28 protein-coding genes are annotated in these 25,331 nt (G+C 61.8%); 11 read left to right on the top strand and 17 right to left on the bottom strand.

Translation table 11 applies throughout. The features are described from left to right. The first annotated feature begins 15 nt into the window (after positions 1–15). Positions 16–597 carry a cold shock domain-containing protein gene (locus G3O06_RS03275; RefSeq protein ID WP_205814968.1) on the top strand — a complete coding sequence of 194 codons (582 nt, stop codon included), beginning with the start codon at positions 16–18 and terminating at the stop codon, positions 595–597. 199 nt (positions 598–796) lie between these two features. Here the strand turns inward: G3O06_RS03275 and G3O06_RS03270 are convergent, their stop codons facing one another. After that, a complete protein-coding gene (locus tag G3O06_RS03270; protein WP_205814967.1) occupies positions 797–1,942 on the bottom strand; it encodes an integrase domain-containing protein in 1,146 nt (381 codons plus the stop codon). A 62-nt stretch (positions 1,943–2,004) separates the two neighbouring features. Further along, on the bottom strand, positions 2,005–2,220 hold the full coding sequence (locus G3O06_RS03265; protein WP_205814966.1) for a hypothetical protein: 216 nt from the start codon (positions 2,218–2,220) through the stop codon (positions 2,005–2,007). Positions 2,221–3,414: 1,194 nt separating this feature from the next. On the opposite strand from G3O06_RS03265, the gene G3O06_RS03260 reads away from it, so the two are divergent. The 4 genes from G3O06_RS03260 to G3O06_RS03245 all read left to right on the top strand — a co-directional run bounded on the left by G3O06_RS03260 (position 3,415) and on the right by G3O06_RS03245 (position 5,291). Beyond that, positions 3,415–4,419, top strand: coding sequence for a PRTRC system protein D (locus G3O06_RS03260; protein WP_205814965.1), 1,005 nt, complete (start codon positions 3,415–3,417; stop codon positions 4,417–4,419). 9 nt (positions 4,420–4,428) lie between these two features. Then, positions 4,429–4,767: a hypothetical protein gene (locus tag G3O06_RS03255; protein WP_205814964.1), complete on the top strand. Its 339-nt coding sequence runs from the start codon at positions 4,429–4,431 to the stop codon at positions 4,765–4,767. Between the two features lie 117 nt (positions 4,768–4,884). Next, positions 4,885–5,040 (top strand): hypothetical protein, encoded by a 156-nt coding sequence (locus tag G3O06_RS03250; RefSeq protein ID WP_205814963.1) that lies wholly within the window; start codon positions 4,885–4,887, stop codon positions 5,038–5,040. Further along, positions 5,037–5,291, top strand: coding sequence for a hypothetical protein (locus tag G3O06_RS03245; protein ID WP_205814962.1), 255 nt, complete (start codon positions 5,037–5,039; stop codon positions 5,289–5,291). Before G3O06_RS03250 ends, G3O06_RS03245 begins: the two co-directional genes overlap by 4 nt. Positions 5,292–5,338: 47 nt before the next feature. On the opposite strand, the gene G3O06_RS03240 is transcribed toward G3O06_RS03245, so the two are convergent. The 6 genes from G3O06_RS03240 to G3O06_RS03215 form a co-directional block, all read right to left on the bottom strand. Further along, the gene (locus G3O06_RS03240) at positions 5,339–5,563 is read right to left on the bottom strand and encodes a hypothetical protein (RefSeq protein WP_205814961.1); all 225 of its coding nucleotides are present in this window, start codon (positions 5,561–5,563) and stop codon (positions 5,339–5,341) included. Between the two features lie 96 nt (positions 5,564–5,659). Next, positions 5,660–6,802 carry a toprim domain-containing protein gene (locus tag G3O06_RS03235; RefSeq protein ID WP_205814960.1) on the bottom strand — a complete coding sequence of 381 codons (1,143 nt, stop codon included), beginning with the start codon at positions 6,800–6,802 and terminating at the stop codon, positions 5,660–5,662. Between the two features lie 394 nt (positions 6,803–7,196). Then, positions 7,197–7,787: a single-stranded DNA-binding protein gene (locus G3O06_RS03230; RefSeq protein ID WP_205814959.1), complete on the bottom strand. Its 591-nt coding sequence runs from the start codon at positions 7,785–7,787 to the stop codon at positions 7,197–7,199. Positions 7,788–7,798: 11 nt separating this feature from the next. Next, a complete protein-coding gene (locus tag G3O06_RS03225) occupies positions 7,799–8,632 on the bottom strand; it encodes a hypothetical protein (protein ID WP_205814958.1) in 834 nt (277 codons plus the stop codon). Then, positions 8,620–9,069 (bottom strand): hypothetical protein, encoded by a 450-nt coding sequence (locus G3O06_RS03220; RefSeq protein ID WP_205814957.1) that lies wholly within the window; start codon positions 9,067–9,069, stop codon positions 8,620–8,622. The genes G3O06_RS03225 and G3O06_RS03220 overlap by 13 nt, the downstream gene beginning before the upstream one ends. Positions 9,070–9,181: 112 nt before the next feature. Continuing rightward, positions 9,182–9,544 carry a hypothetical protein gene (locus G3O06_RS03215; RefSeq protein ID WP_205814956.1) on the bottom strand — a complete coding sequence of 121 codons (363 nt, stop codon included), beginning with the start codon at positions 9,542–9,544 and terminating at the stop codon, positions 9,182–9,184. Between the two features lie 423 nt (positions 9,545–9,967). Here G3O06_RS03215 and G3O06_RS03210 point away from each other — a divergent pair, with 423 nt between their 5' ends. From G3O06_RS03210 to G3O06_RS03185, 6 genes are all read left to right on the top strand, one after another. After that, positions 9,968–10,669, top strand: a complete 702-nt coding sequence (locus G3O06_RS03210; protein WP_205814955.1) for a nuclease-related domain-containing protein — start codon at positions 9,968–9,970, stop codon at positions 10,667–10,669. A 226-nt stretch (positions 10,670–10,895) separates the two neighbouring features. Continuing rightward, a complete protein-coding gene (locus G3O06_RS03205; protein ID WP_205814954.1) occupies positions 10,896–12,131 on the top strand; it encodes a hypothetical protein in 1,236 nt (411 codons plus the stop codon). A 48-nt stretch (positions 12,132–12,179) separates the two neighbouring features. After that, positions 12,180–13,382, top strand: a complete 1,203-nt coding sequence (locus G3O06_RS03200; protein ID WP_205814953.1) for a FlhC family transcriptional regulator — start codon at positions 12,180–12,182, stop codon at positions 13,380–13,382. Beyond that, positions 13,369–13,566, top strand: a complete 198-nt coding sequence (locus G3O06_RS03195) for a hypothetical protein (protein WP_205814952.1) — start codon at positions 13,369–13,371, stop codon at positions 13,564–13,566. Before G3O06_RS03200 ends, G3O06_RS03195 begins: the two co-directional genes overlap by 14 nt. 7 nt (positions 13,567–13,573) lie before the next feature. Continuing rightward, positions 13,574–13,939 carry a hypothetical protein gene (locus G3O06_RS03190; RefSeq protein WP_205814951.1) on the top strand — a complete coding sequence of 122 codons (366 nt, stop codon included), beginning with the start codon at positions 13,574–13,576 and terminating at the stop codon, positions 13,937–13,939. A gap of 191 nt (positions 13,940–14,130) precedes the next feature. Further along, positions 14,131–15,150, top strand: a complete 1,020-nt coding sequence (locus tag G3O06_RS03185) for a CAP domain-containing protein (RefSeq protein WP_241019487.1) — start codon at positions 14,131–14,133, stop codon at positions 15,148–15,150. A gap of 160 nt (positions 15,151–15,310) precedes the next feature. On the opposite strand, the gene G3O06_RS03180 is transcribed toward G3O06_RS03185, so the two are convergent. The 9 genes from G3O06_RS03180 to G3O06_RS03140 are packed head-to-tail and all read right to left on the bottom strand — an operon-like array spanning position 15,311 to position 25,329. Next, on the bottom strand, positions 15,311–16,009 hold the full coding sequence (locus G3O06_RS03180; protein WP_205814950.1) for a hypothetical protein: 699 nt from the start codon (positions 16,007–16,009) through the stop codon (positions 15,311–15,313). A 30-nt stretch (positions 16,010–16,039) separates the two neighbouring features. Next, the gene (locus G3O06_RS03175; RefSeq protein WP_205814949.1) at positions 16,040–17,257 is read right to left on the bottom strand and encodes a hypothetical protein; all 1,218 of its coding nucleotides are present in this window, start codon (positions 17,255–17,257) and stop codon (positions 16,040–16,042) included. Between the two features lie 9 nt (positions 17,258–17,266). Beyond that, positions 17,267–17,860 (bottom strand): type 4 pilus major pilin, encoded by a 594-nt coding sequence (locus G3O06_RS03170; protein ID WP_205814948.1) that lies wholly within the window; start codon positions 17,858–17,860, stop codon positions 17,267–17,269. An 11-nt stretch (positions 17,861–17,871) separates the two neighbouring features. Next, positions 17,872–19,005: a type II secretion system protein gene (locus tag G3O06_RS03165; protein ID WP_205814947.1), complete on the bottom strand. Its 1,134-nt coding sequence runs from the start codon at positions 19,003–19,005 to the stop codon at positions 17,872–17,874. Continuing rightward, the gene (locus G3O06_RS03160; RefSeq protein ID WP_205814946.1) at positions 19,002–21,278 is read right to left on the bottom strand and encodes an ATPase, T2SS/T4P/T4SS family; all 2,277 of its coding nucleotides are present in this window, start codon (positions 21,276–21,278) and stop codon (positions 19,002–19,004) included. The genes G3O06_RS03165 and G3O06_RS03160 overlap by 4 nt, the downstream gene beginning before the upstream one ends. Next, complete coding sequence (locus G3O06_RS03155; protein ID WP_205814945.1) at positions 21,275–21,856, bottom strand: hypothetical protein; 582 nt, start codon at positions 21,854–21,856, stop codon at positions 21,275–21,277. Before G3O06_RS03155 ends, G3O06_RS03160 begins: the two co-directional genes overlap by 4 nt. Beyond that, positions 21,843–23,165 carry a type 4b pilus protein PilO2 gene (locus tag G3O06_RS03150; RefSeq protein WP_205814944.1) on the bottom strand — a complete coding sequence of 441 codons (1,323 nt, stop codon included), beginning with the start codon at positions 23,163–23,165 and terminating at the stop codon, positions 21,843–21,845. Before G3O06_RS03150 ends, G3O06_RS03155 begins: the two co-directional genes overlap by 14 nt. A gap of 5 nt (positions 23,166–23,170) precedes the next feature. Next, on the bottom strand, positions 23,171–24,775 hold the full coding sequence (locus tag G3O06_RS03145) for a type II secretory pathway protein (protein ID WP_205814943.1): 1,605 nt from the start codon (positions 24,773–24,775) through the stop codon (positions 23,171–23,173). A 5-nt stretch (positions 24,776–24,780) separates the two neighbouring features. Further along, complete coding sequence (locus G3O06_RS03140) at positions 24,781–25,329, bottom strand: toxin co-regulated pilus biosynthesis Q family protein (protein ID WP_205814942.1); 549 nt, start codon at positions 25,327–25,329, stop codon at positions 24,781–24,783. Positions 25,330–25,331 lie beyond the last annotated feature (2 nt).

Below are 25,331 nucleotides of genomic sequence, written 5' to 3'. Positions count from 1 at the left end.
TAGAAAGCTAAAACTATGCGAGGAACCATCAAGTGGTTCTCGAAGGATAAGGGCCACGGCTTTATCCACGGGGAAGCAGCCACGGACTACTTCTTCCACGTCAGTGACGTCATCGGCGCAGATGCTCCGCGCGAAGGGGATGTCGTCGAGTTCGACGCCACTTCGAACAACCGCGGCCCACGTGCCGCCAAAGTGCGGATCGTCCAACGACAGGCTCGCGCGACCGCCCATCAACACCGCGATGACCGCGTCGAATGCATCGCATGCAAGAAGAAGATGGTGCCGCGCATCATTACGCATCGTGGACGTCCTGAGCGCTCCGTCTGTCCGTATTGCGCGGCCACATTCAAGCGGTTCGGGATGTGCTTCATCGCATCAGCCGTCTATGGGGATTACGATGCGCCGGAAGTTCTCTCACTCCGCCGGTTCCGGGACCGCGTGCTGCGGACCACGAAGCCGGGCAGATGGGCGATCCGAGCGTACTACCAGGTGTCGCCACCGATCGCGCGATTCCTCCATGCGCATCCGACAATCGCATCACGGATCAGGCCGCTACTCGACCTACTGGTGCGTGGTGTCCGACAACGCCAGCGCTAGACGAAAAAAAGCCGGCTTGCGCCGGCTAAACGATGGTTCTAGCGATTTCCGAGGGCCGTGCCAGAACCTGAGAGACACACTCAGTTTATCGAGCCACGGCCCATCGCAATCCCCGTATCACCGCCTAAATTCAGGTGCATTCCGGCCGCCAGTGCGTTGGCCCGGGATCAACACGAATCGCCGGCACCACTGCCTTCGATCAAACCGCTTCTCTCTCGCGGGTGCCAAGAATCCGGTACAACGCCTGGCGCGAAATGCCCAGTGCGGCCGCGGCGTGGCTCTTGTTTCCATTTGCCGCCTCGAGCGCAGCCGTCGCCTCATCGACGGTGGGTAGCACCTTCGTCACTTCGCCCTGCCGGGTGAAGGTCGACAGATAGGCGTTCGCCTTCGACGTTCGACTATGACCGGCAGCCTCGACCACCCGCCGCTTGGCATCCTCATGTGCGGCAGGATCGGGCCGCGCTGACGAGCCCTTGATCGGCGCCGGCACTTCGGCGACATCCTCATAGAGCGTCTGCAGATACTCGTGGCGCAGCCCGTGGCTCGTCACCCCGATCCCGTTCTTGGTCACACCGTGCTTGCCGAGCACGTAGTAGTACCAGTCGCGCCACTGCTTCAGCGAGCGGCCCGCCGGGATCGTGGATCCCGTGACACCGTTACTCAAGCGTGCAGCCTCCTCCAGGATCGCGATCTTCCGCTCAATCGGCACCTCCCGCGGTCGACCACCCTTCGTTCCGCGCGTTACCGCGAGGTTGTGCGGATCGCGCACCGCTTCCACCGGCCGCAGCATGAAGCTCTCCTCGACGCGCAATCCGAACGCTGCCTGCAGCTTGAGCTGTACCGCCGTATATGGGCACGTCTGCGCGATCTCTTCGATCTTGGCCGTGGCGTCCACGCCGTTCCCCACCCACGACTTGTCCTCGGTCGCCACATAGCTTCGCTCGAGGCCCGCCTCGCGTCGATCGACGTAGTCGCCAAGCGTGCCGACGAGATTCGCCTTTCCCAACCACTGCGCGAGCGCCCGCAGGTACGTGAGCTTGTTCTCGATCGTGCCGCCCGACTGCCCATCCTTCACCCATCGAGCGACGAGGTACTCGACGTGCTTGTTCTTCAACGACCATGGCGTTTGTAGAGCAAACCCACCCTCTCGCAGCTCGACGAATGCCTTGCAGATCGCCGTCGCCCGGTACTCCTGCGTCTTGATCGACAGCGGACGATTGCTAATCCGCGTGGTGCTGTGAATCTGCGCGACGTGCTGATCGAACAGCACCCGCAAGGCATCGCGGAATTCGGGCGACAGTTGATAGCGGCCCACAACAGCCCGAACGTTGAGGATCGCAGCCATACACCTACTCCTTGCGGCCGACGCCGCTCATACCCGGCGGGAACCACCCACCGTTCATTGCGTTAACCGATCATGCAGGGCTCGCCGCACGGTTCCGTGACGTCCGCCTCGATCTCGCGCTCCGCGTAGTCTTCGCCCGCGATATGCAGTGCGAGCGCCGACACCAGTTCACGAACCATCGTACGACGGCAGGGGGCATCGTCAAGAATCGATGACGCGCTGTGCCATGTAGCGACGGCAGCACGCGCCACGTCCACTCGACAATGCGGATCGGGCATCAGCGCTCCGCGAAAACCTTCCCCTGCGTTGGCCGGACCCTACCGTCCACGAGCGCTTGTGCCGTCCCATCAACGACTCCGATATCCATCGCATGTGCACCCCTACCTGGCGCCGCGCTGGATCACCCCTCGACCGCCCACGCTCCCGCGCGAACGGCCCCGCCGGTATCCGCCGGCGCGGTCCTGCTGCTTCCTGTCCTTTAGCGATTCCATCCGATCAGCCCGCTGCATGGGAAGAGCATGCAATCCGACTGTCCATCCTGCTGCCATGACCGACGCAGTCCGCGCTTCGCGCAAGCCGTCGCCGATCATTTCGCGCCCGCTTGTCGGACGCGCTGCGCGGATTGACTCCGCTCAGTTCAGCTTCGTGGCTACCCTGCCAGCCTGACGCTTGCGCGTCTCGGCGCCGACGATCCTCGCGGTCGCCGACGCCGGGCTAAGTGCCGGGTAATTCCTGTTGCGCATTTGGGTTACGGCTGCGCCTACCGTTCGTTCTTCCAATCAGGGAATCGCGACACCGGTCTTTCCGGTTCGCAAGATTTCCCCCGCCCCCAAGCACGTTCATGTCGGCCGCGGTGTATCGGGCTTCCTGAACGCACCCAGCTCGTTCGCTGAAAGGGCGTGAGCAGACGCAATCGAGGCCGCGTGGACTGTCCGGTGTCCGGTGTCCACATGTCCTCATTGCGTCCCATTGCGGCAAACCGCCGCCAATCGTATGGATATCGCACTGTCCAGGGGTCCTCAAGGTGGACCACTGTGTACTTGATTTGCTTCAGAAAAAGGCCGCGTCAAAGTGCGGCCCGGACATTGCACTGCATTGGAGGCCCAGAACGGGCCGGAAGGGGGAGTGTGAGCGCCTGGCGCTCGGGTTCGATGCGTCGACGACGCGGTAGGTGATGCCAAGAATAGGCCGATTTGTCACGCGTGACCGCGCGAAAGCTGGCGGGAAGTGCGCCGCTTTCCAAAACTTGACTTCGCAGCGCGCTCGATAGACTGAATCACGCAATCTCGGACTTTATCCGGGAGATTCGAGGGCTCGCCACCGCAATCTCCCACTTTATGTCCGACTTCGAAATCGGCTCGCTCTCAATGTCCGACTTTATCTCGGACTTTCGAATTGCGGCCGTGCCGAAGTCCGACTCCAGGTTCGACGTTGCACCTGCCATCTCAAACTATCGACCAAAGGAGTCACCCTTGAAAACTGCTGTCTTTGCTATCGACGTCGGCTACGGCAACACGAAGTACGCGCACCGCGCCGCGAACAACGCCGTCGCCTCCGGCATGTTCCCTTCCCTCGCGCCGCTCGCGGCCAGCCGCTCGATCGCCGGCTATGGCGACAGCGTACTGACCGCGCGCAAGGTGTCCACCATCGTGATCGATCAGGTCGAGTACGAGGTCGGCCCGGACGTTTCGTTGACGGCCGCATACGGCAACACCGGCCGCGCACTGGCGGACGACTACATTCTCACGAACAACTATGCCGCGCTGCTCTTCGGTGCGATTCACTTCGCCGGCGTGACGCACATCGAACGCCTGGTGCTCGGCCTTCCCGTTCACAACCTGAAGAAGTACGCGGCCGAGTTGATGGCGCGTTTCACCGGCACGCTGGATTTCGGCGCCGGGCGCGTGAAGATCGACAAGGTGATGGTGATCCCGCAGCCGCTCGGCTCGCTCGTCCTCGCATCCAGCAACCGGAAGGGCGGGTTTGGCCGCGACGTCGAACATCTCGTCGTCGACGTCGGTTACTTCACGACCGACTGGGTCTACGCGACCGGCTTCGCGATGGACGACAAGCGCAGCGGCGGCATGCCGGGAGGCGCATCGCAGATCTATCAGCGCATCGCGCAGCTAATCGCACGCGACCAGGGTGATGCGGTGGAGGACATCGAGCGGATCGACAAAGCGCTGCGCGAGCAGACTCCGTTCTTCTTCTACGGCAACGACATCGACCTCGCGCCCTATCTCGAGAAAGCGCAACCGTTGATCTCGGGCGTCGTGAAGGAAATGCAGAACAACGTCGGCCGGCTAGCAAACGTCAGGTCGATCATCCTGTCCGGCGGTGGCGCGGCACTCTATGCGTCCGTCATACGTCACGCGTTCCCGCGCGTAGTCATCGAGGTGATCGACGCCCCGTGCCTCGCGAACGTCCGGGGATTCCTGCTGGTCGGGGAATCGAGCGTCGCCCGCGAACGCCGATAAGGAGCCGACATGAGCGACAAGATCGAGATGACCATCACGATCAACGAGCTCGTGTCGCCGCTGCTGTTCGAGCGGTTGCGCGCGTGTCCATCGGCCCGTCGCCGGGCTGCGGTCCTCAAGGCGTTGGCCGAATCGGCGCTTCGTCAGGAGTTGACCGGGCACGTGCTCGCCGCATCGCCTGCGGCGGCCGCGCCGCTCGTCACGTCCGAGTTACCCCAGACTGCGCCGACGCGCACCACGGCCGCCCGCGATAACGACGAGTTTCAGGTGCTCCACGTTGGTGATGGAAGCTTTGACGGCGCAGGATTTGACCCGTCGCTTCACGATCAGCTCGGCGCATGGGCGTGACAGTCCATCGGTTCGTTTTTCGTGGCTTGCTTTTTGTACAGACCTGAGAAAATGGCAGTACGAGGTCGGTGTTCGAGACGTGTCCCACGTCACGCACCGGAACATAAGGAGAAAACCATGCTGGAACTGATCGACTGGATCCGAAACGGGGAGTTGGTCCACAAGCTGGCGTCCCCGTTCTTTTGGCTCGCTGTTGCGGCAGTCGGCATCGCCACCGAGTACGGCGTCGCCGCATGGCACGCCCACATGGCCAACACCAAGGACGGCGAATGAACACCGTCACCGGAGCGCTATCCGCGATCGCCCGCGGCTTCCGCGCCCTCCCGTTTGTCCTGCGCCGCCTCGTTCTCATGTTGGCGTACTCGCTGCTCTTTGTGACCGGCGCCTTCATGAAGACGAAAGGCGCGGGTGACATCGCCAGCCCGTTTCTCCTCGTAGGAGCAATCGGAACGATGTGGGCAAGTGGCGGGTGGCGGATCTTCAAGATGATCCTGTTGCTCGTCCTGATCATCGTGAGCGATTGAACAAAAAAAAAGCGGCTTCCCTGAAGGGAAGCCGCTTGCCGTCAAATTTAGTGCTTTCGGCTCTTCGCCTTTTCGTCGAGCCAAGCCATACAGAAGTCAACCGCCGGTTGGAATGCTTCATCCCGCAGGATATAGCGGTCGTCACCCTTTAGCAGCCGGTCGATCACGTCGAAGCGCGGACCTTCCGAGACGTCCGCCGCCCCCTCAGGTGCCGCCGTAGGCGGTACCTCGACCACTTCAAACTCATCCAGCACCAATCGAAACGAGCCCATCTTTCACCTCGTGATGTGGCCCGGCGCAATACGGCCCGGAGGGGACGTATCCCCACCGGGTAAGAAAAAGAATGCCGGCGAACGCCGGCGTCAAAGTCACATTGCTGCGCACATCCCGCTACTGCGGATTCGCGTCAGGTTTCGCTTCCGCGTCTCTTCACGCGCCAGTTGCCTGGCTCGCACAAGGTCACGCTGTTGCGCCCGCCGCTGGTACTGCAGCTTCCACACGTCACAAAAGTCCACGCCCTCGACCACCGACTTCACGATCGAAACGCGCTTGCCGTGCGCGCGGATGCGATCGGCAAGGACCTGTGCGTGATGCTCGCCCGGTCGGAAACCGCGCCGCTGGTCGACCTTGTCGTGATCGGCATAGATGATCACGTGGTCGTAGTCGTCCCAGTTGATATCGGCATGCTCCAGGCCGCCGCAGTTAAGCAGGCAGCGGACCTCGATGCGATTCTCATATCGGGCGACAACCGCAAGACCGGTTTCGGCGCCTTCCACCAGAGCGAGCGTGCGAGAGCGCGTCGTGTTGAGCAGCACCGACGAACCGAAACTCCCGGCTGGCGCGCTCATCTCCAGCTTCGCTCGCGCCTTGCCGTTCTTCGTGAGGAAGGGAACCTTCTCACCACCGACCGTGAGGTAGGTGCGATGGACACGCTGCGGCTTACCTGCCTGCGATCGCGCGCGCTGGAGCATCACAGGAAACTTGCCCTGCCTCTTGCCGAAGGCGTCGACGTACTCCATGCCAGGGTGGCAGCGCACGTCGCGCCCGATCCACTCGGGCCGCAGCCCGGGAATCCGCGCTGACAGATAAGTCCAGACGGGCGAATCCGCAGTCACCGGAGCGGCACCATCCCATGCAGCCTGCATTTCGCGACGCTTCTGCTCGTCGCTCTTCTCAGGCCGGACCTGGACAGGCTTCGCCTTGTGCACCACGGCAGCGGGAATCCCGCCGTTGTAGTTGCCGGTCTCGAGCTCGTAGTAGATCTCGCGATACGGCTTGCCGGTCACCTGGTGGATCAGCTTCACGCCCGTACCACCCTCCAGGCAGCGGGCGCAATGCCAACCACCGTTGGGGTCTCTTTCAGCCGGATAGATCCGGAAGGTTTCTTCCCCATCGCAAAGCGGACACGTCCACCACCGCCCTTTCCCACTCAGAAAACGGCTGTCGATGTACAGCGGAAAAATGTTCGGCCAGTCCAGGTTCGAGAGAACCAGTTTTTTCAGCTCACGCATGATTCGTCCTCCATTCGCCAGACGGCGGAAATGCGTGCCGCCATCACGCGGATGGCCGGCACAGATGGATCACCAAACCTTCCGGCCGCAGTGGTCTCCAACGTCGCGTCGAATCGACGCGACACAGAGAGCCCCGAACGGGACGAAAGGCACAAGCACTTCACGTTCACGGATCTCTCCAGTTGGACTGCGGGTTTTTCGATGCCTGAGACAGGCGCAGAAACGCTTGCTCAACGAAGCCCCGCGAGAGCGCGTCGGCTTGGTTCAGCAACGTCAGATGGACAGAGAAATGCGGAAGGGAAGAAAGACGGCGTGTGACGTGCCCGAAGGCACGTCGCACGCTAAAGGTGAGAAAAAACGGGAGAGCGAAACAGGATGGTGAGCTTTTCCGGGATCAGAGCGCAGCCCACGCTTTGCGCGGGTACCACGATTCGAACGGAATGTCGTCATCCATTTCGTCGAAACCGCCGCCGCCACCATACGAGCGCGTCTGGTCAGGCGGGGGCGCCGAATGCTGCGGACGCGTCGAGGCATTTCCCGGCGGTTGGCTGGGCGAAGGCCGCGATGTAGGAGCACCCGCCTGACGGCGCGTACCCTGTTCGAAGTCTCCATCGCCACCATGACCACCGCTTTCACCACGACCGCCGTTGTTGCGACCGCCGAGCATCTGCATCTGGTCCGCGACGATCTCGGTCGAGTAACGGTCCTGCCCGTCCTGGCCTTGCCATTTGCGCGTGCGGATCCGGCCTTCGACGTAGATCGAGCTGCCCTTCTTCACGTACTCGCTCACGATCTCGGCCAACCGGCCGAAGAACGAGATGCGATGCCACTCGGTCATTTCCTTGAAATCGCCGGTGGCCTTGTCCTTGTAGCGGTCGGTCGTCGCGACACGCACGTTTGCAACCGCGTCGCCACTCGGCAAATAGCGCACTTCCGGGTCGGCACCGAGGTTGCCGACGATGATCACTTTGTTGACGGATGCCATCTAAAACTCCTTCATTTGGTAATCGACCACAGCCACTTGTCCCACATGACTTGCTGGCCGTCTTTGTAAATGGGTGAACCGTCTTCCTTGCGGAACGCCGGCACCTTGATCTTGCGCAGGCGCTTCACAGAGACGATGTCTCCGACGCGACAACCACACTCGTTGATCGCTTCTTTCAGGCCCTCGCCCTGCAACACCTGTTCCCCGCCCCTCGTCTCGAGACGAAGTGCGAACGAACGATAGGAGCGAGATTTGCCAGGCCGACGATCGGGGAAGGTTTCTTCGCCCCAACACGTAATCCGGCCTTCAACAGCGGAAGAACGCGACGAGTCGTCACGGCCACCACGCTGACTCCGGATCCGACTAGATTGGTATGTTGGCGATGCGCGATGTTGGTCGTCTTCATGGTCAGATGCCGATTGCTGCGCATCCGACGGCTGCGGCGCCCGACGGTCCGTGGCTGCAGTGGTTGAAGTAGCGGCCATTGCGGGAGACGCCGGTACGCTTTCGCGACGGATCGCGGTTGCGATCGCATCCTTTAACGGAGTCGTGTATTCGTGCGCCAACGCCCAATGCGGCGCCAACGCCGGCAGGATCTTCGTGCCGAACATCGTGTCGCCCGGTGCATCGTCGAAGGCCGGCACGAACTCGACCACGCCGTCGCCTTCGTCGACGAACAGGTGGGCAATCCCATCGATCGTGACGAACGTTTCGTTGGACGCGCCCGTGCCGACCGTGCGTTCACCACTGCCAGACGCCGGCGGTTGAGGTCCCGTGGAAGCCCGAGGGCCACCCGGAAATGCTTGCGCCAGCATGCGCGTGAAGAACATCGCTACGCCACCCATTGCGCCTCCAGCGACAGCTGACCGCTGCACCAGCGATTGAGTCGATTGAAGTCATAGTTGAGCAGCGGAATGTCGCGAATCGCGTCCTGCATGGCGCGTGGCCTTACCCGGCCAAGCGCACAGACGACCCGGTACGGAATTGCTCCCGTCCAAAGCTCCATGATCCAGCCCAGCGTCGCGTAATAGTCGGCCTTGTCGACCTGACGATTGCACAGCCGTTGATGCAGCATTTCGGCGCAGTCGATCAACGCCTCGGGGACGTTGTCGCTATGTCGGCTGTCGAGGGCAAAGAAGACCACCGCCTCGGCGAGCTTTTCCCGCACGTGCGGCTCCCAGACATCGGGATTCGGCAACGGATCGGGTTTAGGTGGGGTGATGAGAATCGGCGATGCAGTGCCGAACATGTCGAGCTGCCAACCAGCCACATGCGGTTCCATGAGCGTGCTCCGGATATCGACCGGGCACCTCATTCCCCTTGCCGGGAACGTGGTTCCCGGTGGGAGATGGGGCGACCGCGCGAATTGCTTCGCACGGTCGGATTGGGGCAACTTACTTCGTGCCCGTCTTCAGAGACTGGGCGCCGATCGAACCTGACCGCGCCTTCATGGGGATGACAACTGCCGATTTCGCGTACTGCCGTTGCGGAGCCGGCGGTGCTTGCACGTCGGAGCGTGTCGCTACGGCGTGATCGCGCTTTGCATGCTGCTGAGCGTCGTCGACATTGTGACGGTCTGCATTTTCACGTTCGGACGAACGCGGACCACTCTTCGCGCCGCTCTTGAAGTGGTGGAATGCGGCAATGACCACGGCCAGCGTAACGAAGATCGAGTGCGCGGCGATATAGAGCACCAAGCACAGAGCGAGGAACTTGCCGGGCGATTTGAACGCGCCGCTGAACAGGGACTTCAACATGTTTCTCTCCAGAGAAAATTGAACAAGGGGATGTCCGGACAACGCCCGGTGGTTTCGATGCTCGGAACGAGCAAGGAAATCGGCGCGAAGCGCTTTCGTCCGCGACCACGTGGTCATCGCACGAAATAGCTCAGGGCCGATTGCTGGGAAGGCGCGGGCGAGCCGCGAAATGGCAGAGCCGGTTGGCTCAGGAAGGTCGATGCGTCAGGAACGCGTGATAGAGGTAGGGTAAGCCGCGCAGAAGCACCGGCCGCGCGGAATGCTCGCCAATCGCGTGCAGCTTTGGCGGCGCCATCGCAACGCAACCGGTTGTGGGGCTAAACCGAGAATGCTCCAGAAAATCGTATAGCTTTCTCCGGAACTTGACTTCGAAAAATCGCTGACAAACTGGACGCGTCACTCCAACAAACGAGGCGCATCCAAATGGTCTGGACCATCTTTCTTCTCTGCGGTGCCTGGGCACTGTACAAGCAGTACGCGAAATCTCACCCGCCTGGCCGGTCCACGCCGCCGGTGACTCGGAGCCAGGCATCGGGCGATGCGGGCGAGGCACGCGTTCTCGACGAACTGCGGCGCATCCTGTCCCAGCTCTGCGGCAACGACTTCTATGTGCACCCGACCGCGCTGCTGTTGCTTCATGCGCCGGGCACCGAGTTTCCGACTGCCGAGGTCGATCACCTCGTCGTCACACCGTTCGGCATCTTCGTCCTCGAGACGAAGAACTGGGCCGGGTCGATCCTGCCCGGCCGGACTGCCGATCTCCTCGTGTGCCACCTGCCCGGCGGGAGGCTGGAGGAACGTCGTTCGCCGATCAGCCAGAACCGCGCGAAGCTCGCCTTTCTGCGTGGCACGCTGCCGGCGACGTGGAACGTGCAGGGCCTCGGCGTTTTCTCTCATGACGCTTGCACCCTTTCCCCCGACCTCCCCCTCGGCCTGGTCACCCTGCGCGACCTTGGCTACTGGTTGCGGACCCAACGAGACCGCCACGTGAAGTCCAGGAATCCGAACATCAACGTCTCGGCCGCGTGGGAAGTCGTGCGTCGTCTGAGTGTCGACGACCCGACCGGAATCGCTCTGTCCGCACATCGCCATAAAGTTGCCGGAAATTCATCCGTAAACATATGACCACCGTCTTACATTTTCTAACAATTTGTAACTTTTAGTTTCAGATTGTCGGCGAGCGCCATTTCCTCGAAAGACACATTGTTTCGTGCAGCTTTCGACCCTTGACGCTGAAGAGCGCCGCGTAAGCTGGTGCAACCCCAAGTCTCGCTTGCGTCGGACGGCCCTGCTCGATCCGACATGCTGCCTAGCCCGTGCCAGGGAAGGCCCCCCTCTACTGGAGAGCGTTTTGTCCAAGAAACCGCCAAAAAACCCTGAAGACGACGACAACTTCAATCCGACCGTCCCCGACGATCCGTCGCCGACCGATAGCGAACTCGAACTGCAGGCGACGTTCGCGCATATTCCGGACCAGCTCGAACTCAGCACGGCCGCCCGCGAGACGTTCGCCGGCCTGCCGGACGGTCTGATTAGAATGATCATTCAGGAAAGCGAGGAGGTCGCCCACTCGACTCGCAAGATCCTGCAGGAGCACATGCGGATCGGCGGCAACTTTGCCCACATTCACGCGTCCGTCATCGGCCATTTTGTGAGCACCCAAGGCGACAACCAGAAGGTGAAAAACCGCGGCGCCGAGCTCGTCTATTCATTCCTTACCAAGGTTTTCCAGAAATCGAAGTCGTCCGTCAGCCTCTACATTCGCTGCTACAACAAGTTCTCGAACAACATCGGCGCCGTGGAAATGCTGACGTACAGTGACATGTCGCTGCTCGTCCACAATCACATCAGCGACGAAGTTGTCGAGAAGGTGATCGATGCCAGGCGCGAGGATCCCAACCTGACCAAGAGCGAAGTCAGACGCCTCATCGCATCGCTGCGGGATCAGATCGCCGGCAAGGACAACAGCATTGAAGAGGCGACGTCGCAATTGACCGCCACCGTGGGGAAGCTGGACGACGCACAAAACGAAATCGACCGCCTTTCCTCCGAGCTCACGAACGTCAAGCAGGAACAATCCCGCGAGAAAGTGAAGGCGCAAGAGACGCAAGTGTCACTCGCCTCGTCCGGCAAACAGGTCGCCACGCTTCAGCAGACGCTCGCGAACACGGAACGCGAGGTCGAGCAGCTCACCGCCGAGATCGTCAGGCTCAAGGCCAACCCGATCAAGACCGAGGTTCCGGTGCCGACCTTGCCGGATTCCTACGCGAACCTGCAAGACGCGATGACGAAGAAGCTCGCCGAATTCGAGGCCACCGACGCTCAGCTTAAAGAGGCCCAAGCGCAACTTTCGGAGCTTGAGGCGCGTGCCCAGGAACACCGCGCGGCGATAGAAGCGGGCGAAGTGCTCGAGAAGAAGATCCGCGGGCTGATCGACACCTTCAGCTCGTTCGTGCAGGACTACCACAGCGCCCAGCTACTCGCGACCGCTGACGGAAATCCGACCCGGTTCAAACCACTGTTTCAGGCATTCAGCGACCTGATCGGCAAATTCCATGGTGAGGTGACGGCGGCCGCAAAGGCCTGATTTAAACGGGCCACGTTACATTGTTGTGCAGTAGAAGAGAGATAGAAAATGGAAAAGAAAAACTCGCGCGAGACCTACCGTTCGATCGGGCGACTGTACGTACCAACCTGGCTGACCGAGCACATTCAGGTTGCAAACTTTGACCTCGTCGGCCAGATGAAATGGCTGCTTGAGATGGACGGGGATTTCAACGAGATCTTGGCCGTCGAGCGCAAAGAGATTGACCATGTCAAACACAACGAGGGATCGTTGCGCAACCTTCTGCGCACACCCTTTCTGATGGTCGCCCCGACCCTCGAGTCGGTCGAAGACTGGCGCTGCTTCGTCGACGACACGCCCACAACCGTCGCGGTCGATCAGCTGTTTCGCAAGCTTCCGCCGCTGGATGCACTCGCCAAGTTCTCCGTCGAGCATCACAACCGGGTCTTCCTCGATCTGGTTACGAGCGTCATTCATCTCAGCGTGCTCGCTGCCCCATTGCTCGGGATCACAACCGAGGTGGCCGCCTACCTTGCGTCTGTACCGCCCTATAAGCTGCGAATTGCGCTCGGCCGAATGAACGGTCTGCCACTCTTCCGTTGGCGCTTCAACTCACCGACGTTCTGGTATCAGTTCACCGCCAGCGATCTGACCGACGAGATGGTTGCCCACCAGATCATGGCCACCTCGCCAATTCGGATGAATAGCGCGCCCGGCAAGGCCGGATGGAGCGAACTGCGACTGCCGCGCGACAAGAATGAGACGTACGCTCACGCCCTGATGGCGTATGGCTGCCGCGCATCGACCGCCGCCAGCCTGTTTCGTCTGAATCAGAACGCGATGCGCCAAAAGTATGTCGAGATGCACGGCACCAGCTCGCCGTGCGGCAACACGCCGAACTCGCTGAACTGGTTCGTTGAAACACCGACCAATCGCCTCCACGGAACGATCTTCACGTGGCTCTATCGCGCGGCGCTCGCGGCCGGCGCCAACGCGCCGCAAGCCCTGATCGCAACGAACGACGTCTATCAGCAGATCTTCGGCGGCCAGCATGTAATCTCGGTTGACCGGGGCTGCAACCTGACTCGGGCAATGGCAGCAGACAACCGGCTCACGATCGCACCGTGCCGGACCTGCCGGACCGAGTACATCGTCAGCAACAACGACACGAAAATCGAAATGCACCATAGCTTCGACTGCCCGGCCTGCACCGGCCAGCTCGGTGCAAAGCGACGTGGCGGCAAAGCAAGGGTACGCAATGAAGCACACTAACGACCGTCCGGGCTCGGCCGCCCTCCCCGATTTGCCCGCGAGCCTGATCGTGATCAACGGCGATCGTCGGCCGCAGTTCGCGTGGTACGACGCCGAGACCGAGCAGTACTACTCCGAGGCCGATGGGCGCGTCATCATCGACGTCCGAGCCGCACTGCCCTGGGCAGCGCTCTACATCCACTAGGCCAGCGATGGACGACTTCGCCTACCTGGTCGCCGATAGCAATGCCGCCTGGCTCAACGGTCGTGGTGACGGCCGATTTGAGCGATACGAACGCTTCTACCAAGCACGCCGCGAAACGCAGATGGAGTCGTTCGAGCTCGAGCAGATCAACGATGCCTATCCAGACTGGGTTGGCAGCCAACCGCCCGCGTGGCTTGGCCTCCTCGTCAAGCCATGGGTCGGAAAGGTGCTGGTCGCGCTCACGTGCATGTACGTGGGTGCGCAGGTCGTTCCAGCCGTCTCTACGGCAATCCCGTACAAGTCGACGGTGCTGTTAGGCGTTGCCTTTGTCGCGTTGCGGATATTCCACTGGAAACGCCGAAGGGCTAGATGAATACGATCTTGATAACCCGCCGACAGGCGGTTTTTTTCGGATTCGCCCTTAAGTCTGATGTAATCGAACCGTAAATTAGAATTGGCGGTTTTTCGCTGGCCCGAGCCGTTTCGAAAAAATTGGGCCGTCGGCAGCGCGAACTTGACTTCGGCGCCGGCTCGGTAGGATGGAATCAAGGGTGTGCGAGGGGCATGCCCAACAACAAGAAGGAACACAAGGCAATGACGAAAATCACGACCATGGGCCTCTCGGCTGTTTCGATCGCAACATTGCTGACGCTCGCCGCATGCGGCGGTGGTGATAGCGGCGGCAGTGCGCCGGGGGCTGGCTCGTCGTCCGGTAGCCCCACGCCGCCCCCGACAGCGTCGAGCGGCAATGTCTCCCCGGCGCAATACGCTGCGGGCAGCGCGCAGCGGGCTATCTTCGACACGATCAACCAACAGCGCCAGACATGTGGCTTCCCCGCGCTGACGGAAAACACGCTTCTTGATACCGCGTCGCAAGCGCACGCTGACTACATCGGCAAGAACGGTGGCACGATTACTGACAGTGAAGTTGCGACCAATCCGGGCTTTACTGGCGCCGGATATGCAGATCGCGCGACGCACGCCGGCTATCCGGCAAGCACGGTCTTCATGGGAGGCGAAAGCGCGGGGTACTGGACGAACGCCACGTTGAGCGAAACGGCCTACGGGACGAACATCGCCACCGCATGGTCCAGTGGCGTATATCACGTTGGGGCTTTCGTGTGGCCGGTTACGCAGATCGGCGCTGGCTGGAACGAAACGACGGTCAACGGCTTCCCCGAAGCACACGGCGTCATCACGGTCGCGAATCTGAAATCGATGAACGGTAGCGTTCCGCTGATGTTCCCTTGCGATGGCGCAACCGGGGTTCCGTATAAGGTCGTCGGCGAAACCCCCACCCCGCCGAACACGAACGGTACTTTGGGACCGACTGTGGCCGTATCAGCAAATCCAGGGGACACGGTTGTCCTGACGTCCGGAACCCTGATCGACACGTCAGGTAGTGTCATCAACCTGCAAGTGCTCAATTCGACGAATGACACGAACAAGCTGATTCAAGCTTTTGAAGCGCGCGCTTATTCTGCGACGCCGCTGGCTGCGAACACCAAGTATTCGGTATCGCTCTCGGGGACCATTAACGGCACTCCGTTCAGCCGAACCGGCTCGTTCACGACGGGAAGTTAACCAACTAACTCACCGTCGTTGAATTCAATAAGAGCCCCACGTTTTCGACGTGGGGTTTTTTCTTTCCAGTTGATCGCTACGTCCAGCGTCTCGAAAAGCGAGACGCTATGTGATCCACCTCTTTTGCGTCCGCGGTCCGGCGCTAGCCTTTCTCATCAACTTAACGGCCACCACCGCAGGGCCCTCCTGTGGCGTTTTGAGATTGAGACAATATGAATCCAACAACTTGTGCCGATCCCCGGTTTAGCATGCACGCCATCAACAAAACGCTCCCGCCAAAAACCTTACCGCTATTAGGATCGGTGTAGGTACTGAATCCAATTTTGTATGCGTCGTATGGTCCGTTGGTCGGCGGCCAGTATCCGTAAGCTGCACTGCCAAAGCCAGTACCTGGGGCCTGGCAAATCATCGGAGCCGGTTGCGTGTTGATGTCGTTGGAAACTTGATTCGTTGTCTCGGATTGGGGGCCGCGAAACGCGGACACTGGATTGATGAACTTTCCATAGGCTGCCGCTGCATTGGCGCAAGCCTGCTGCTGATCAGCCTGGGTCACTTGCGGAGCCTGCGGAGCGCAGACGATGCCCACCCAACTTGAACCGTTCCAAACGGGCGCCGATTGCTGGTCATAGCCGCTCGGACACGTCGGCGGCGCCTGATAGTTGCATTGCGGCGCGGACCACTGCGAACCCTGCCAGACCGACGCCGACACGGTCGTCCATCCGGCGCCCGTCGAACATTGCGGCTGCGCGATCGGCGCTGACCGGATGGGGTTGACGCAGGTCGAGTCCTGATTCCCATAGGAGCAGCGCGCCGGCCCGGCGAAAACCAGATTCGCCCACGCCGCCGTCGCGAGCACCACGACCTTACTCAATATTCTCAAGTTCCACTCCTAGTAGGCACAGTACGTTGTGGCGATAGCGTTGACCCCGATGGGATTACCGCTCCCGTCCGTAATGGCGATCGTCCAGGGGCCTGCGCCGCTGGGAGTGAAGTTCAGGGCGGCCGTCGGATCGATGTAGACACCCTGAGGCGCGAGCAGAATCTCGGGTGTGCCGCCAGCGTTACAACTTGGCGCGGGCACAAAGGAGCCGTGGGCGACGACAAAACGCGCGTATTGTTGCCACGACCCGCCAATCGGCAGCCATACGCGCGAGCCGCTGATCGGATCGCGCTGACAAGAAAGGACCATCCCCGAGCCGTCAGCCGCAGAGGCGAGCGCCGTCCCGGCACACGCGGTACGCGGCCACGCCACATTACCGATGGTCGCCGTTCCGGTGATGGTCGCGTTGCCGTTGACGGTCGCCGCGCCGGTGTTGATCGGTGCAGGCGCTGTCCCCGCCGCGTTTTGGACATTCAGCGTTCCAGGCGTCCGAATCGCGTTGCTCACGGCCACGTTCGACGCCGCCAGCGTCGGCGCGGCGATCGTGCCCGTCGCATCGATGTTGCCCACGTTGTGCAGATCGACTCCGTTGACGTCCTGACTCCCCGTCCATTTCAGTGAGCCATCGCGCCGAATAAACACCGAGTTCCCGTCCGACGATGGGCCGTTTGTTGCCATCACAATGGCTGCCGGCGCACCGGGCACCGGATTGACCGCCTGCCACGCTCCATTCAGTCCTTTGATCGTCGCCGGGTTCTGGCTGGTCGAGAACCCGAAGTCGTTACCGGCCGCTTGCGCCACGACGCCCGCACCTGAGACGTCCGGTTGACCGAGTCGGGTCACGGGGCGCGACGAATAGAAGACGTAGCTCACCTGGCACGACCCCGATCCGGTCGAACAGTTGTCCGGGCCGACGCTCATCTGGACCATGTAGCTACCGCCCCAGATCGGTCCGGTCGCATAGTCGGCCTTCAGATATCCCCCGGCCCTCAAATCAGCGACCGTTGGCGGGGTGATGGCCGTCGCTTTCGACCCGACCATCTGCCCAACCAACGAGGCGTACTTGTCCGTTACCCATTTCGACAGCGCGGCATTGATCACCGCCTGATTCTTCCCCTCGACGCTCAGCACGTCTTGCCGGCGCTTTTCGACGTCGTGCTGGATCCCTTGTAACGTCATAAGCGCTGTAGCGACGAGCACGATCACGGCTTCAATGATGCTGAGCATCGCCGTTCCTTAGTTGCCTTTGGTCGCGTACAGGACGACGCTCGCAGTCGCACCGGCCGACGCGCACGCCGTCGCCGCTGTGCCGGAGTTGAATGTTGTCGCAGGGCCCGAGATCGTGGTGTTGTTCACCTTCACCTGCGTGTATGCCTCGGAAATTGAATCGGCCGAAAGCGCGCACACGGTGGCCGGAATCGGGTACGTCACCGCGACTGCATCGTTTGTCGCCGTCACGGTCGCCGGCGCCGCCGTCACTGCGCCGCCGAAAATCCCCGTCAACGCGCCGGACGTCTTGTTCAGACGACGACCCGCCGTGTCGAATGCCCGGTTTTGCGTCAGCGACAACATCGTGACGCCCGAGAAATCGATCTCGCTGGCAGTTGCGTCCTGAATACCGCTGACGAAGTACTGCGCCTCACTCTTGAATTGCATCGCGTGGATCCGGTCCATCACGTAACCGCGGCCCATATACACGACGAGCGCGATGAGCGCGGCCGCGGCCATCACGCCCGCTGCTTCGACAAGCGACAGCTCGCCCTTCTGTTTGCGGCGCCCCTTCCCGATGTGCGGCCGTTTGACTCCGTTCATTTTGTTGGTCTTGTTCATGTCGCTTGCTCCTAGAATTTTTGGTTGAGGGAAGTGGACGCACCGTCGAACGCGACCGCACCTGTTGCGAAGTACGAACCGAGGCCGAATACGAGAAACAGCAGAACCGCTGCGCCTAACAGCACGTAATGGGTGATCTTTGCGTTCCGCTTTACAGCGTCGACCACACGGAACAGCGAGTGCTGGCCGAGCTCCTTGATGGACTCGACGAACTGATCACGGCCGGCCGCGTCCGTCATGATGTCGATCGTGGCTTCGGAGAAGATCCCGGTGTCGAGCGCCTGCATCGGCTTGTCGGGATTCGCAGTCAACCGCGTACTCATCCGGCGCAGGTGCCAACGCATCCACGGGTCCGCCGACTTCGTGAGCCTGTCTAGCGCCGCACGCAGTGTCAGGCCCGAGTCAAACAGGCCGGCCAGCGATACGATCAAGAGCGCGGCACGAAGGTCACGTCGATTGCGCCACATCAACGGCATCGCATCGACCTTGTTCCGCTGCTCTCCAGTCCAACGCTTGAGCGTATGGAAATAGCCGACCACCAAGCCCGCGACAACGGCGCTTGTCAGCCACCAGTAGTCCGCGCAAAACGTGTCGAACGCGTAGATGACTTGGCCGAACGCCGACCACTTCTCGAGCGGTTGAACATCCAATGTTGCGGGCAGGATCTCGGAACCAAACAGCACACAGAACGCGTACAAGTAGACGATCAAGAACGCGGGATAAGCGATCTGCATCGATGTTGTCGCGGACAACACGCCCTTGGCGTGCGCCGCCATCTCCGCTAGCTCGAGACCGCGAATCGCTGCGTCGTCGCGCGGCGATTGGCCTGCCAACTCGAGCAGCACGAACTCGTCGCTCGGGACTAACGGTTTCATCGCGGTTGCGAAATCATCGCCGGCACGCATGCGCTGAGCAATCTTCTGGAACGCCGGCCACGACAGGTTCTTGCGAGAGCGGTGACGCTGTTCGAGGGTGGTCAACCGTTCGAGCAGTGTTTCGCTGTTCCGCAACCCCTTCTTCGCCACGTCGAGTCGCGTTTCGCGATAGAACATCTCGCGCATCGCGCGGAATCGCCAGGTCGCTACACGCAAGCGCTCCTTGGCTGGAAGCGCCATGAAGATCCAATAGATGAGGGCCTTGATCACGACGGAAGCACCCCATCCGAATCGGGAAAGACGCGATATGTATCGAACGCGCAGATCGACTCATCGATGAAGCGAGGATCGATCAGACCTTGCGACGCCTTGTACAACGCGTGCTCGTAGACCGTCTTGCCCGTCATGTCAGCGTCCGCGAAGTCCGTTTTTCGGCCGGTCCGCCACACTTGCTCGGCGCCGCGCCAGTCACGCAGTGCGACACGCTCCAGGAACTCTGGCGTCGGGCGATACAGCTCCATCGCGAGCGTCTGCCCCTTGATGCCGGCAGCCACTTTCCCCGAGCGAGTGAACAACCCCGGGCGTCGGCAATGCTCACAGCCGTCCTCGTCCCGACATGCCATGCTCGACGGGTCGAGACCAAACTTTCGCTCGAGCGTCGCAATCTGCTGCGGTGTCAGCACGTCGTGCGCCGGCCGCTTGCAATGCGGGCAGAGCTTCGGGATCAGCTTCTGGTTGCCGACCGCGTTCAGGAAGCTTCCCGACGCCACCTCGTCCATCGGCAGCTTCAGGCGGCCGCCCACCAGTCGCATCGCCGCACCAATAATGCTGTTGCCGTGCAGGGTCGCGCGGACCGGGTGTCCGGTCAGCGCCAGCTCCGCGACGAGTCCCGCGAGCACAGAGTCCCGCACTTCCCCGATCGTCAGATCATCGGGGTCCATCCGCATCAACGTGCGGATCACTTCTACGATCTTCCGATTCGCATCCTCCTCGGTCTCGCCCGGCCGCCGTTGAATCGAAATGTCGGATAGCCACGGTGCAGGCACTTCGGACGGTTCGTTGACCGCGAACTGCTTGATGCGATCTCGATTGGGCACCAGATACGACATTGCGCGCAGCAACGTCGTCTTCGCGGACCCCGTCTCTCCGGTCAGGAACGTCGCACCGCCGGTCACCCTGCCGAGGCTGTCGAGGATCTCAAGCTGACTTTTCTCCAGCCCCATCTCGTGCGGCAGCAGCACATTCACGTGCTTGAAGTTGCCATCGAGCAGCCGGAGCGCGACATCGAACCCGCCGACGAGCGGCGCACTCTGCCAGCGGATATTGACGATATCCATATGTGCGACGAGCGGGATCATCGCCGACTGCGGCGCAGAGGGCTGAAACGTTTCGCCAGAATTAGTGTTGCGCTGGACCAGATCCTGATACGCCGCCGACAACGCACGGCGCACCAGTGCCTTCGGCATCTTCCGATACGAGTACAGGTCGCCGTCCACCCGCAAGCGCAGCTCGACGTCTTCGGCGAAGTCCCGGTATTCCCAGTGCACATCGCCCGCGCCGTATGCCGTCGCGGCTTCGATGACGTCGCGAAAGGCACCGATCGCACGAGACGCCTCCGGTATGAAGTTGGATGCGCGCTGCTTCTCTTTGCTGTAGAGCGCGGCTATCACGTCCTCTTCCGCGACCATTTCCTCGTGAATCGAGATGTCGGCACGGCCGAGATCCTTCAGATAGGTTGCATAGAGCTGGCCGTCATGGAACCGCTGCGTCGCGACCACAATCGAGATGCCCGCCTGCAGCTCAACCGCGATGAACTCGCGCCGTGCCGCCTCGCTCACCGCGAGCGCTGCATTCGGGTCACGCTGGCACAATACCCGCTTGAACGTCAGCGATTCGGCCGACACAAGGCGCGGCCGCCCGGTCTCGATCGCGAGATCCGGTGCCTCGGCGAGATCCATTCCGATACGCCGAACTGTCGGCGGCTCGTCATATCCGGACTCCGGTCGGGTTGCCGGTTCGTCTGCCGGCTCGCTCGCGGCAGAGACGTGCTCTGCTTTCTCAAGGACTTCCGACTGAACGTCGATGGGTTCGGCACGCGCCCCTACGTGCGCATCAGGCACGACTTCTGACTCAGTCCGCGCAATGTCCACCACCGCAATGTCCGGCTCGACATAGCCGGGCGCTTCCTCACGCGTTGCAACTCGCGTCGCGACCGGCACGTCTTCCGCAGGAAGCACTCCAACGTTGTCATCGAAGACCGCGACGTCTTCAACTTCCTCCTGCGCTCGGCGCAGCACCATGCCCATCGTCATCGCTTGGCCGTGATTGGCCTGTCGCGGATTGACGGGCTTGTTTGTGGTCTTGAAGCGCGGCTCGCGTGGCTCCACCATGTGCGAGGATTCACCTGCGTCGGTCGGTTCGCGTCCGACGATTGGCGTCGTGGCGGACGAACTGTCGACGAATCCAGGCTTCCACGCCTTGAGGCGGCCAAAGAAGCTCCGCTTGGTCGGCTCCGGCGAATCCATATCCGCAAAGAGGCTCATTGAGCACCTCCGAGGGGAACGCCCGGCAGCGGTGCGCCGGCAGGTAATGGCGAGCTCAAATCTACCAGTGAGCGGATTGCAGCCGTAGCCGGCGACATCTGGATCGGTGCGACGCCGCGAATCGGCTCCTTCCACGTCCGTTTGCCCTCGGCGACCGTGACTGCGTAGCCGTCGACACCCTTCACGCTCCAGCCGTTGAGCAACTTCGCACCGACGCGTGCGGGATAGATCGCATCGCGATACGAGTACAGGACATGTGCACCCGCTTCATCGTTAAATGCGCCGAGAAACGAAACAGGCTCCGCTTGCGCGCGGGCCGATCGAAGCGGTTTTTCGATGGGCTTCGATGCGACGTTGGCAGCAATGGCGCTAGCAGCAATGCCCGGTTGCGGTTGCGTCATCGCACCCGGCGGCAACAGGCCAGCACCCGGTGCGTTTCCGCCCAGGCTGCGGACAACGCTGGCGCGCGCCAGCTGGTCGATATCGTCGATCGAGAGTCGAGCGCCAACCGGATCGGCATGAGCGGACACGGCCATGCCTAGGCCCGCCGCGACGAGTGCATGCTTAATCAAAGACATAGTATTTGCCCTGCGCGGTGAAGTGGACGCCGTAAGGCGAGTCACCCGTATCGCTACTGGTCGTCGGACCCACGCCCTCTTTGAGGCGTAGTTCGACCTTTAGCGATTCGAGCGCCATGTTGGGTGGCAGCTTTGCCAGCAGCGCGGACTGCCATCGGAAGCCTTCAATCTTCCACTCGCCCTGTTTGATCAGCCGGCCCACGCGAGCGCCAGCGCCGGAGGCCGCAATGAGCGGGCGAGCCTCACCCAGCGAGACGGTGTACCCGTACGCACGCAGCTCGTACGGCTGGGCCGACATCCGTTGTGGCGGTGTTTGCAACTGTTCGACGAATGCTTGTGCGGTCGGCCATTTGCTTGACTCGCTCTGGACCAATGACGCCACGGTAGGCACCGCCGCGCCGCGCGATGTGAGCGTCAGACCGTCACGTGCGAATGCCACCGGACGCATGCCCGCGGTAGCCGCCTGCTCGAAGTCTGAAAAGGTCCCGCCATTGCGGCGGAACGCGATCGTGCAATAACCCGAGGATGGACAGTTCGCTTCCTGGAACAGCCATCCCTTGATGACCGTCTCCGATGCACCCACGGCCGCCAGCAACGCCGGCGCAAGCGCCGATGCGCGCGGTTGCGGCTTTGCGAAAGTTTCCTGCACGGCCGTCGCATACTGTTCGGCGAACGTTGGTGCGCGAGGTGGTGGCGCTGGAGGCGAAAGCAGGTCCATCAATTTCGGGACGCCAACAACCGCACCTACGATGATTGCTGCGACCGGGATGATGGTCGGCACGGATACCGGCAGCTTCGCAAGGCGCCCCACCTTGCGGTTTACCAGCAGCTCGCTCGCCTGGAACGGCTCGTCGACGTCGCCGATCCGATCGCCCGTGCCAAGCGTCACAAGCGACAGGTTGCCTTTGAGGCATTCCTGCTCGATCTCAAGGCGACGCGACTGTGCCGCTTCAGGCGTCAGCACTTCGTCGCTGCGCACCGCACCACGCACGACGAGCACCGTGTAGACGCGCAGACCGTCCTGCAGGAGTACCAACGCCGCCGTTCGGCTCTTGATGCGGTCGTGCAGCGCGATACGCGCCGCGCCCGAGTACAGGTGTGCGCCCTTCATCTCCGACAGGTCCGGCATCGCGAAGCCGCCGATCTGTTCGGTGCCAACCTTGAACTCGACGTAGTGCGTTGCACCGAACGCATCGGCATAGCGTCGGCGCTCGGACTTCCCACCCTTCACCGGGTAGGCCCGCCAGTCGATTCCGAAGACGAGGCGCGAGCGCTTGTCAGTCGGTAATGGTTCCGTGATGTGCATCATCGTCATCACATCGACGGGACGACCGTCGCCTTCAGCATGATGACCTGGAATGACTTTGCCTTGTTCCAGCTACCCGTGATTCCAGCGATACCTGCATTCGTCGTGCTGTCTGCCTGATCGGTGATCGCGCCATACAGCACGATCGTCTGCCCATCAGACAGCGCAATGGTTTGGTCGTCCTTCGTGCCGACCGTGTGTGCGAGCTGGATTTGCTGCTGAGTTTGGCCCGACCCAGCACCCGCACTGGTGAACGGGCCATTCAGCTTCGAGCTGTCCGCCCAGTACGCAAGGACGATCTGGTTGTGGTCGTTGACGGCCGGAAGGACGTTCACGAAATCGCCCGTTGTGATCGTGCCCGGCGTCAAGCCCGGTACACCGCCAGAGGTCGCGGTCAACGAGCCGGACGACGGCGTGGTCGATCGCAGGTAGTCGTCGCTCTTGAACGACGCCACGGATACCGGAAGCCCGTTGAGCGTCATTTTGGTCATCGTGTTGTCCTGCACCGTGCGACCGTACTGGTTCAGCGCGTTCACGACAGCATTGGTGCCCGAGAACGGTGCATCGGGGCGCAGCACCGACACACCTACCGCGCCCCCGCCCGAGGCGAGCGAAGTCGGCGACGTGAAACTGATCGCGTAGCGCGCAAGACCGGCGTGCATCGCGTTGAACACGACGTCGGCGTTCGCGCCCGCCTGGCTACCCCTATTCAGCGCGATCTGGATGGTACGGACCGTGATGGCCACCTGACGCGTCGAGATCGCGTTCTCGTGCTTGAGCAGCTTGCCGATGTTGTCCGCCGCTTCCTTGGTGTCGTACACCATCACGAGGCGGCTCTGCGGATTCACGCTCACACGGCCCATTGGCGATTTGAGCTTGTCGATTTCCGCAGTGATCGCGGCGATCTGATCGAAGTCGCCTTCACGGCCAGTCGACGTCTGCGCCGAAAACGAACCAGTATTGCCGCCGGAGCCGCCGCCGCCGCCGCTGCCCGACTGATTGCCGGTCGACGTGTCCATGCCCTTGCTCATCGTCGACTTGATCGACACCTTGCCGGGGATCGCCGCAATCTGGTACATGCGCGTGACAAACCGGTTCACGTTGATCGAGCTGCCGTCAAACGACCAGTCGAGGCCCAGGTCGGTCGTCATGTTCTTCATGTACATCCCGACCTTCCCCGAGAACGCCTGCCGATAAATCGGCTCTTCGGTTCGCGCGGCACTGTTCTGCCCCTTCGACTCGGCTTGGCCGGGCACCAGCGAGTCGCGCGGCACGAACACGTCCGGGCTCAGGTGCACGGGGTAGCCCGTCGCTGTCGAAATCAGCGTGGCGATCTGCTTGATGCCAAGGTTTGCGGGAAGCGTGACAGACTTATCGCGGAACACGGCAGGCAGCGTTGCCTCATAGGCGAGCGGAACCAATCGGTCACCGAGGAATGCGGTCGGCACGTCCTCCACGAGCGCCATCGGTGCCGGCCCCTTGCCAAGTGCGTCGGAAATCGTGCGGTTGGCGGCGTCGTAGCTGTCGTTGACGTCCTGCTGCGTCACGGCGCAGCCGGCGGCCATCAGCGCGGCCGCGATCGCGACGGCGGATTTCAAAAGGTGAACACGCATGGTTCTCAATCCTGGCAATTGCCCGCGCGTGCGATCACGCGGATGACGTTGTTCGAGTGGCGGCACGCGCGCGTCGGCGTGCGCATGTGGTTCGTCGCCTTCATCACCTGCTGCAGCACCGAGGTGAAGTCGCCGGAAAAGGAGGCGTTGAATTCCAGCGGGAGGTCGTCGTCGATCTTCCACGCCAGTTGCCAGCCCTGCTGCTGCAGCCAGCGGTCGAGCGCGTCGCGCAGATTCACGTCCGCCGGCGTCACCGAAAATGTCAGCGAGCCGCTCGCGGCCGGTGCACCAGCGCCCGGCAGCACGACAGCGGCGACGTCGATCGACGACGCGGCCGCGCTCGAGCTCGCGGGAGCCGGCAGGGACTGCACCTGCTTCTGGTTTTCGGCGGCCATCGGCGGCGCTTTCGGCGCCGACGCAAGCACCTGCCACCCGTCGGCGTCGATGGATTTCGTGGCGGGGTCGGTTGCAGCGTGCGCCGCGAGGTTCAACACGGCCAGCGCCGCAGCAACGATCGCGCGAACTCGCGCCTGATTCGAATGTGTCTTCTGCATGG

The sequence above is a fragment of the Burkholderia sp. Ac-20345 genome (assembly GCF_017104825.1).
Lineage (GTDB): Bacteria > Pseudomonadota > Gammaproteobacteria > Burkholderiales > Burkholderiaceae > Burkholderia > Burkholderia lata_B.
The sequence above is the reverse complement of the archived record's forward strand: the minus strand, read 5'-3'. Positions and strand labels throughout refer to the sequence as shown.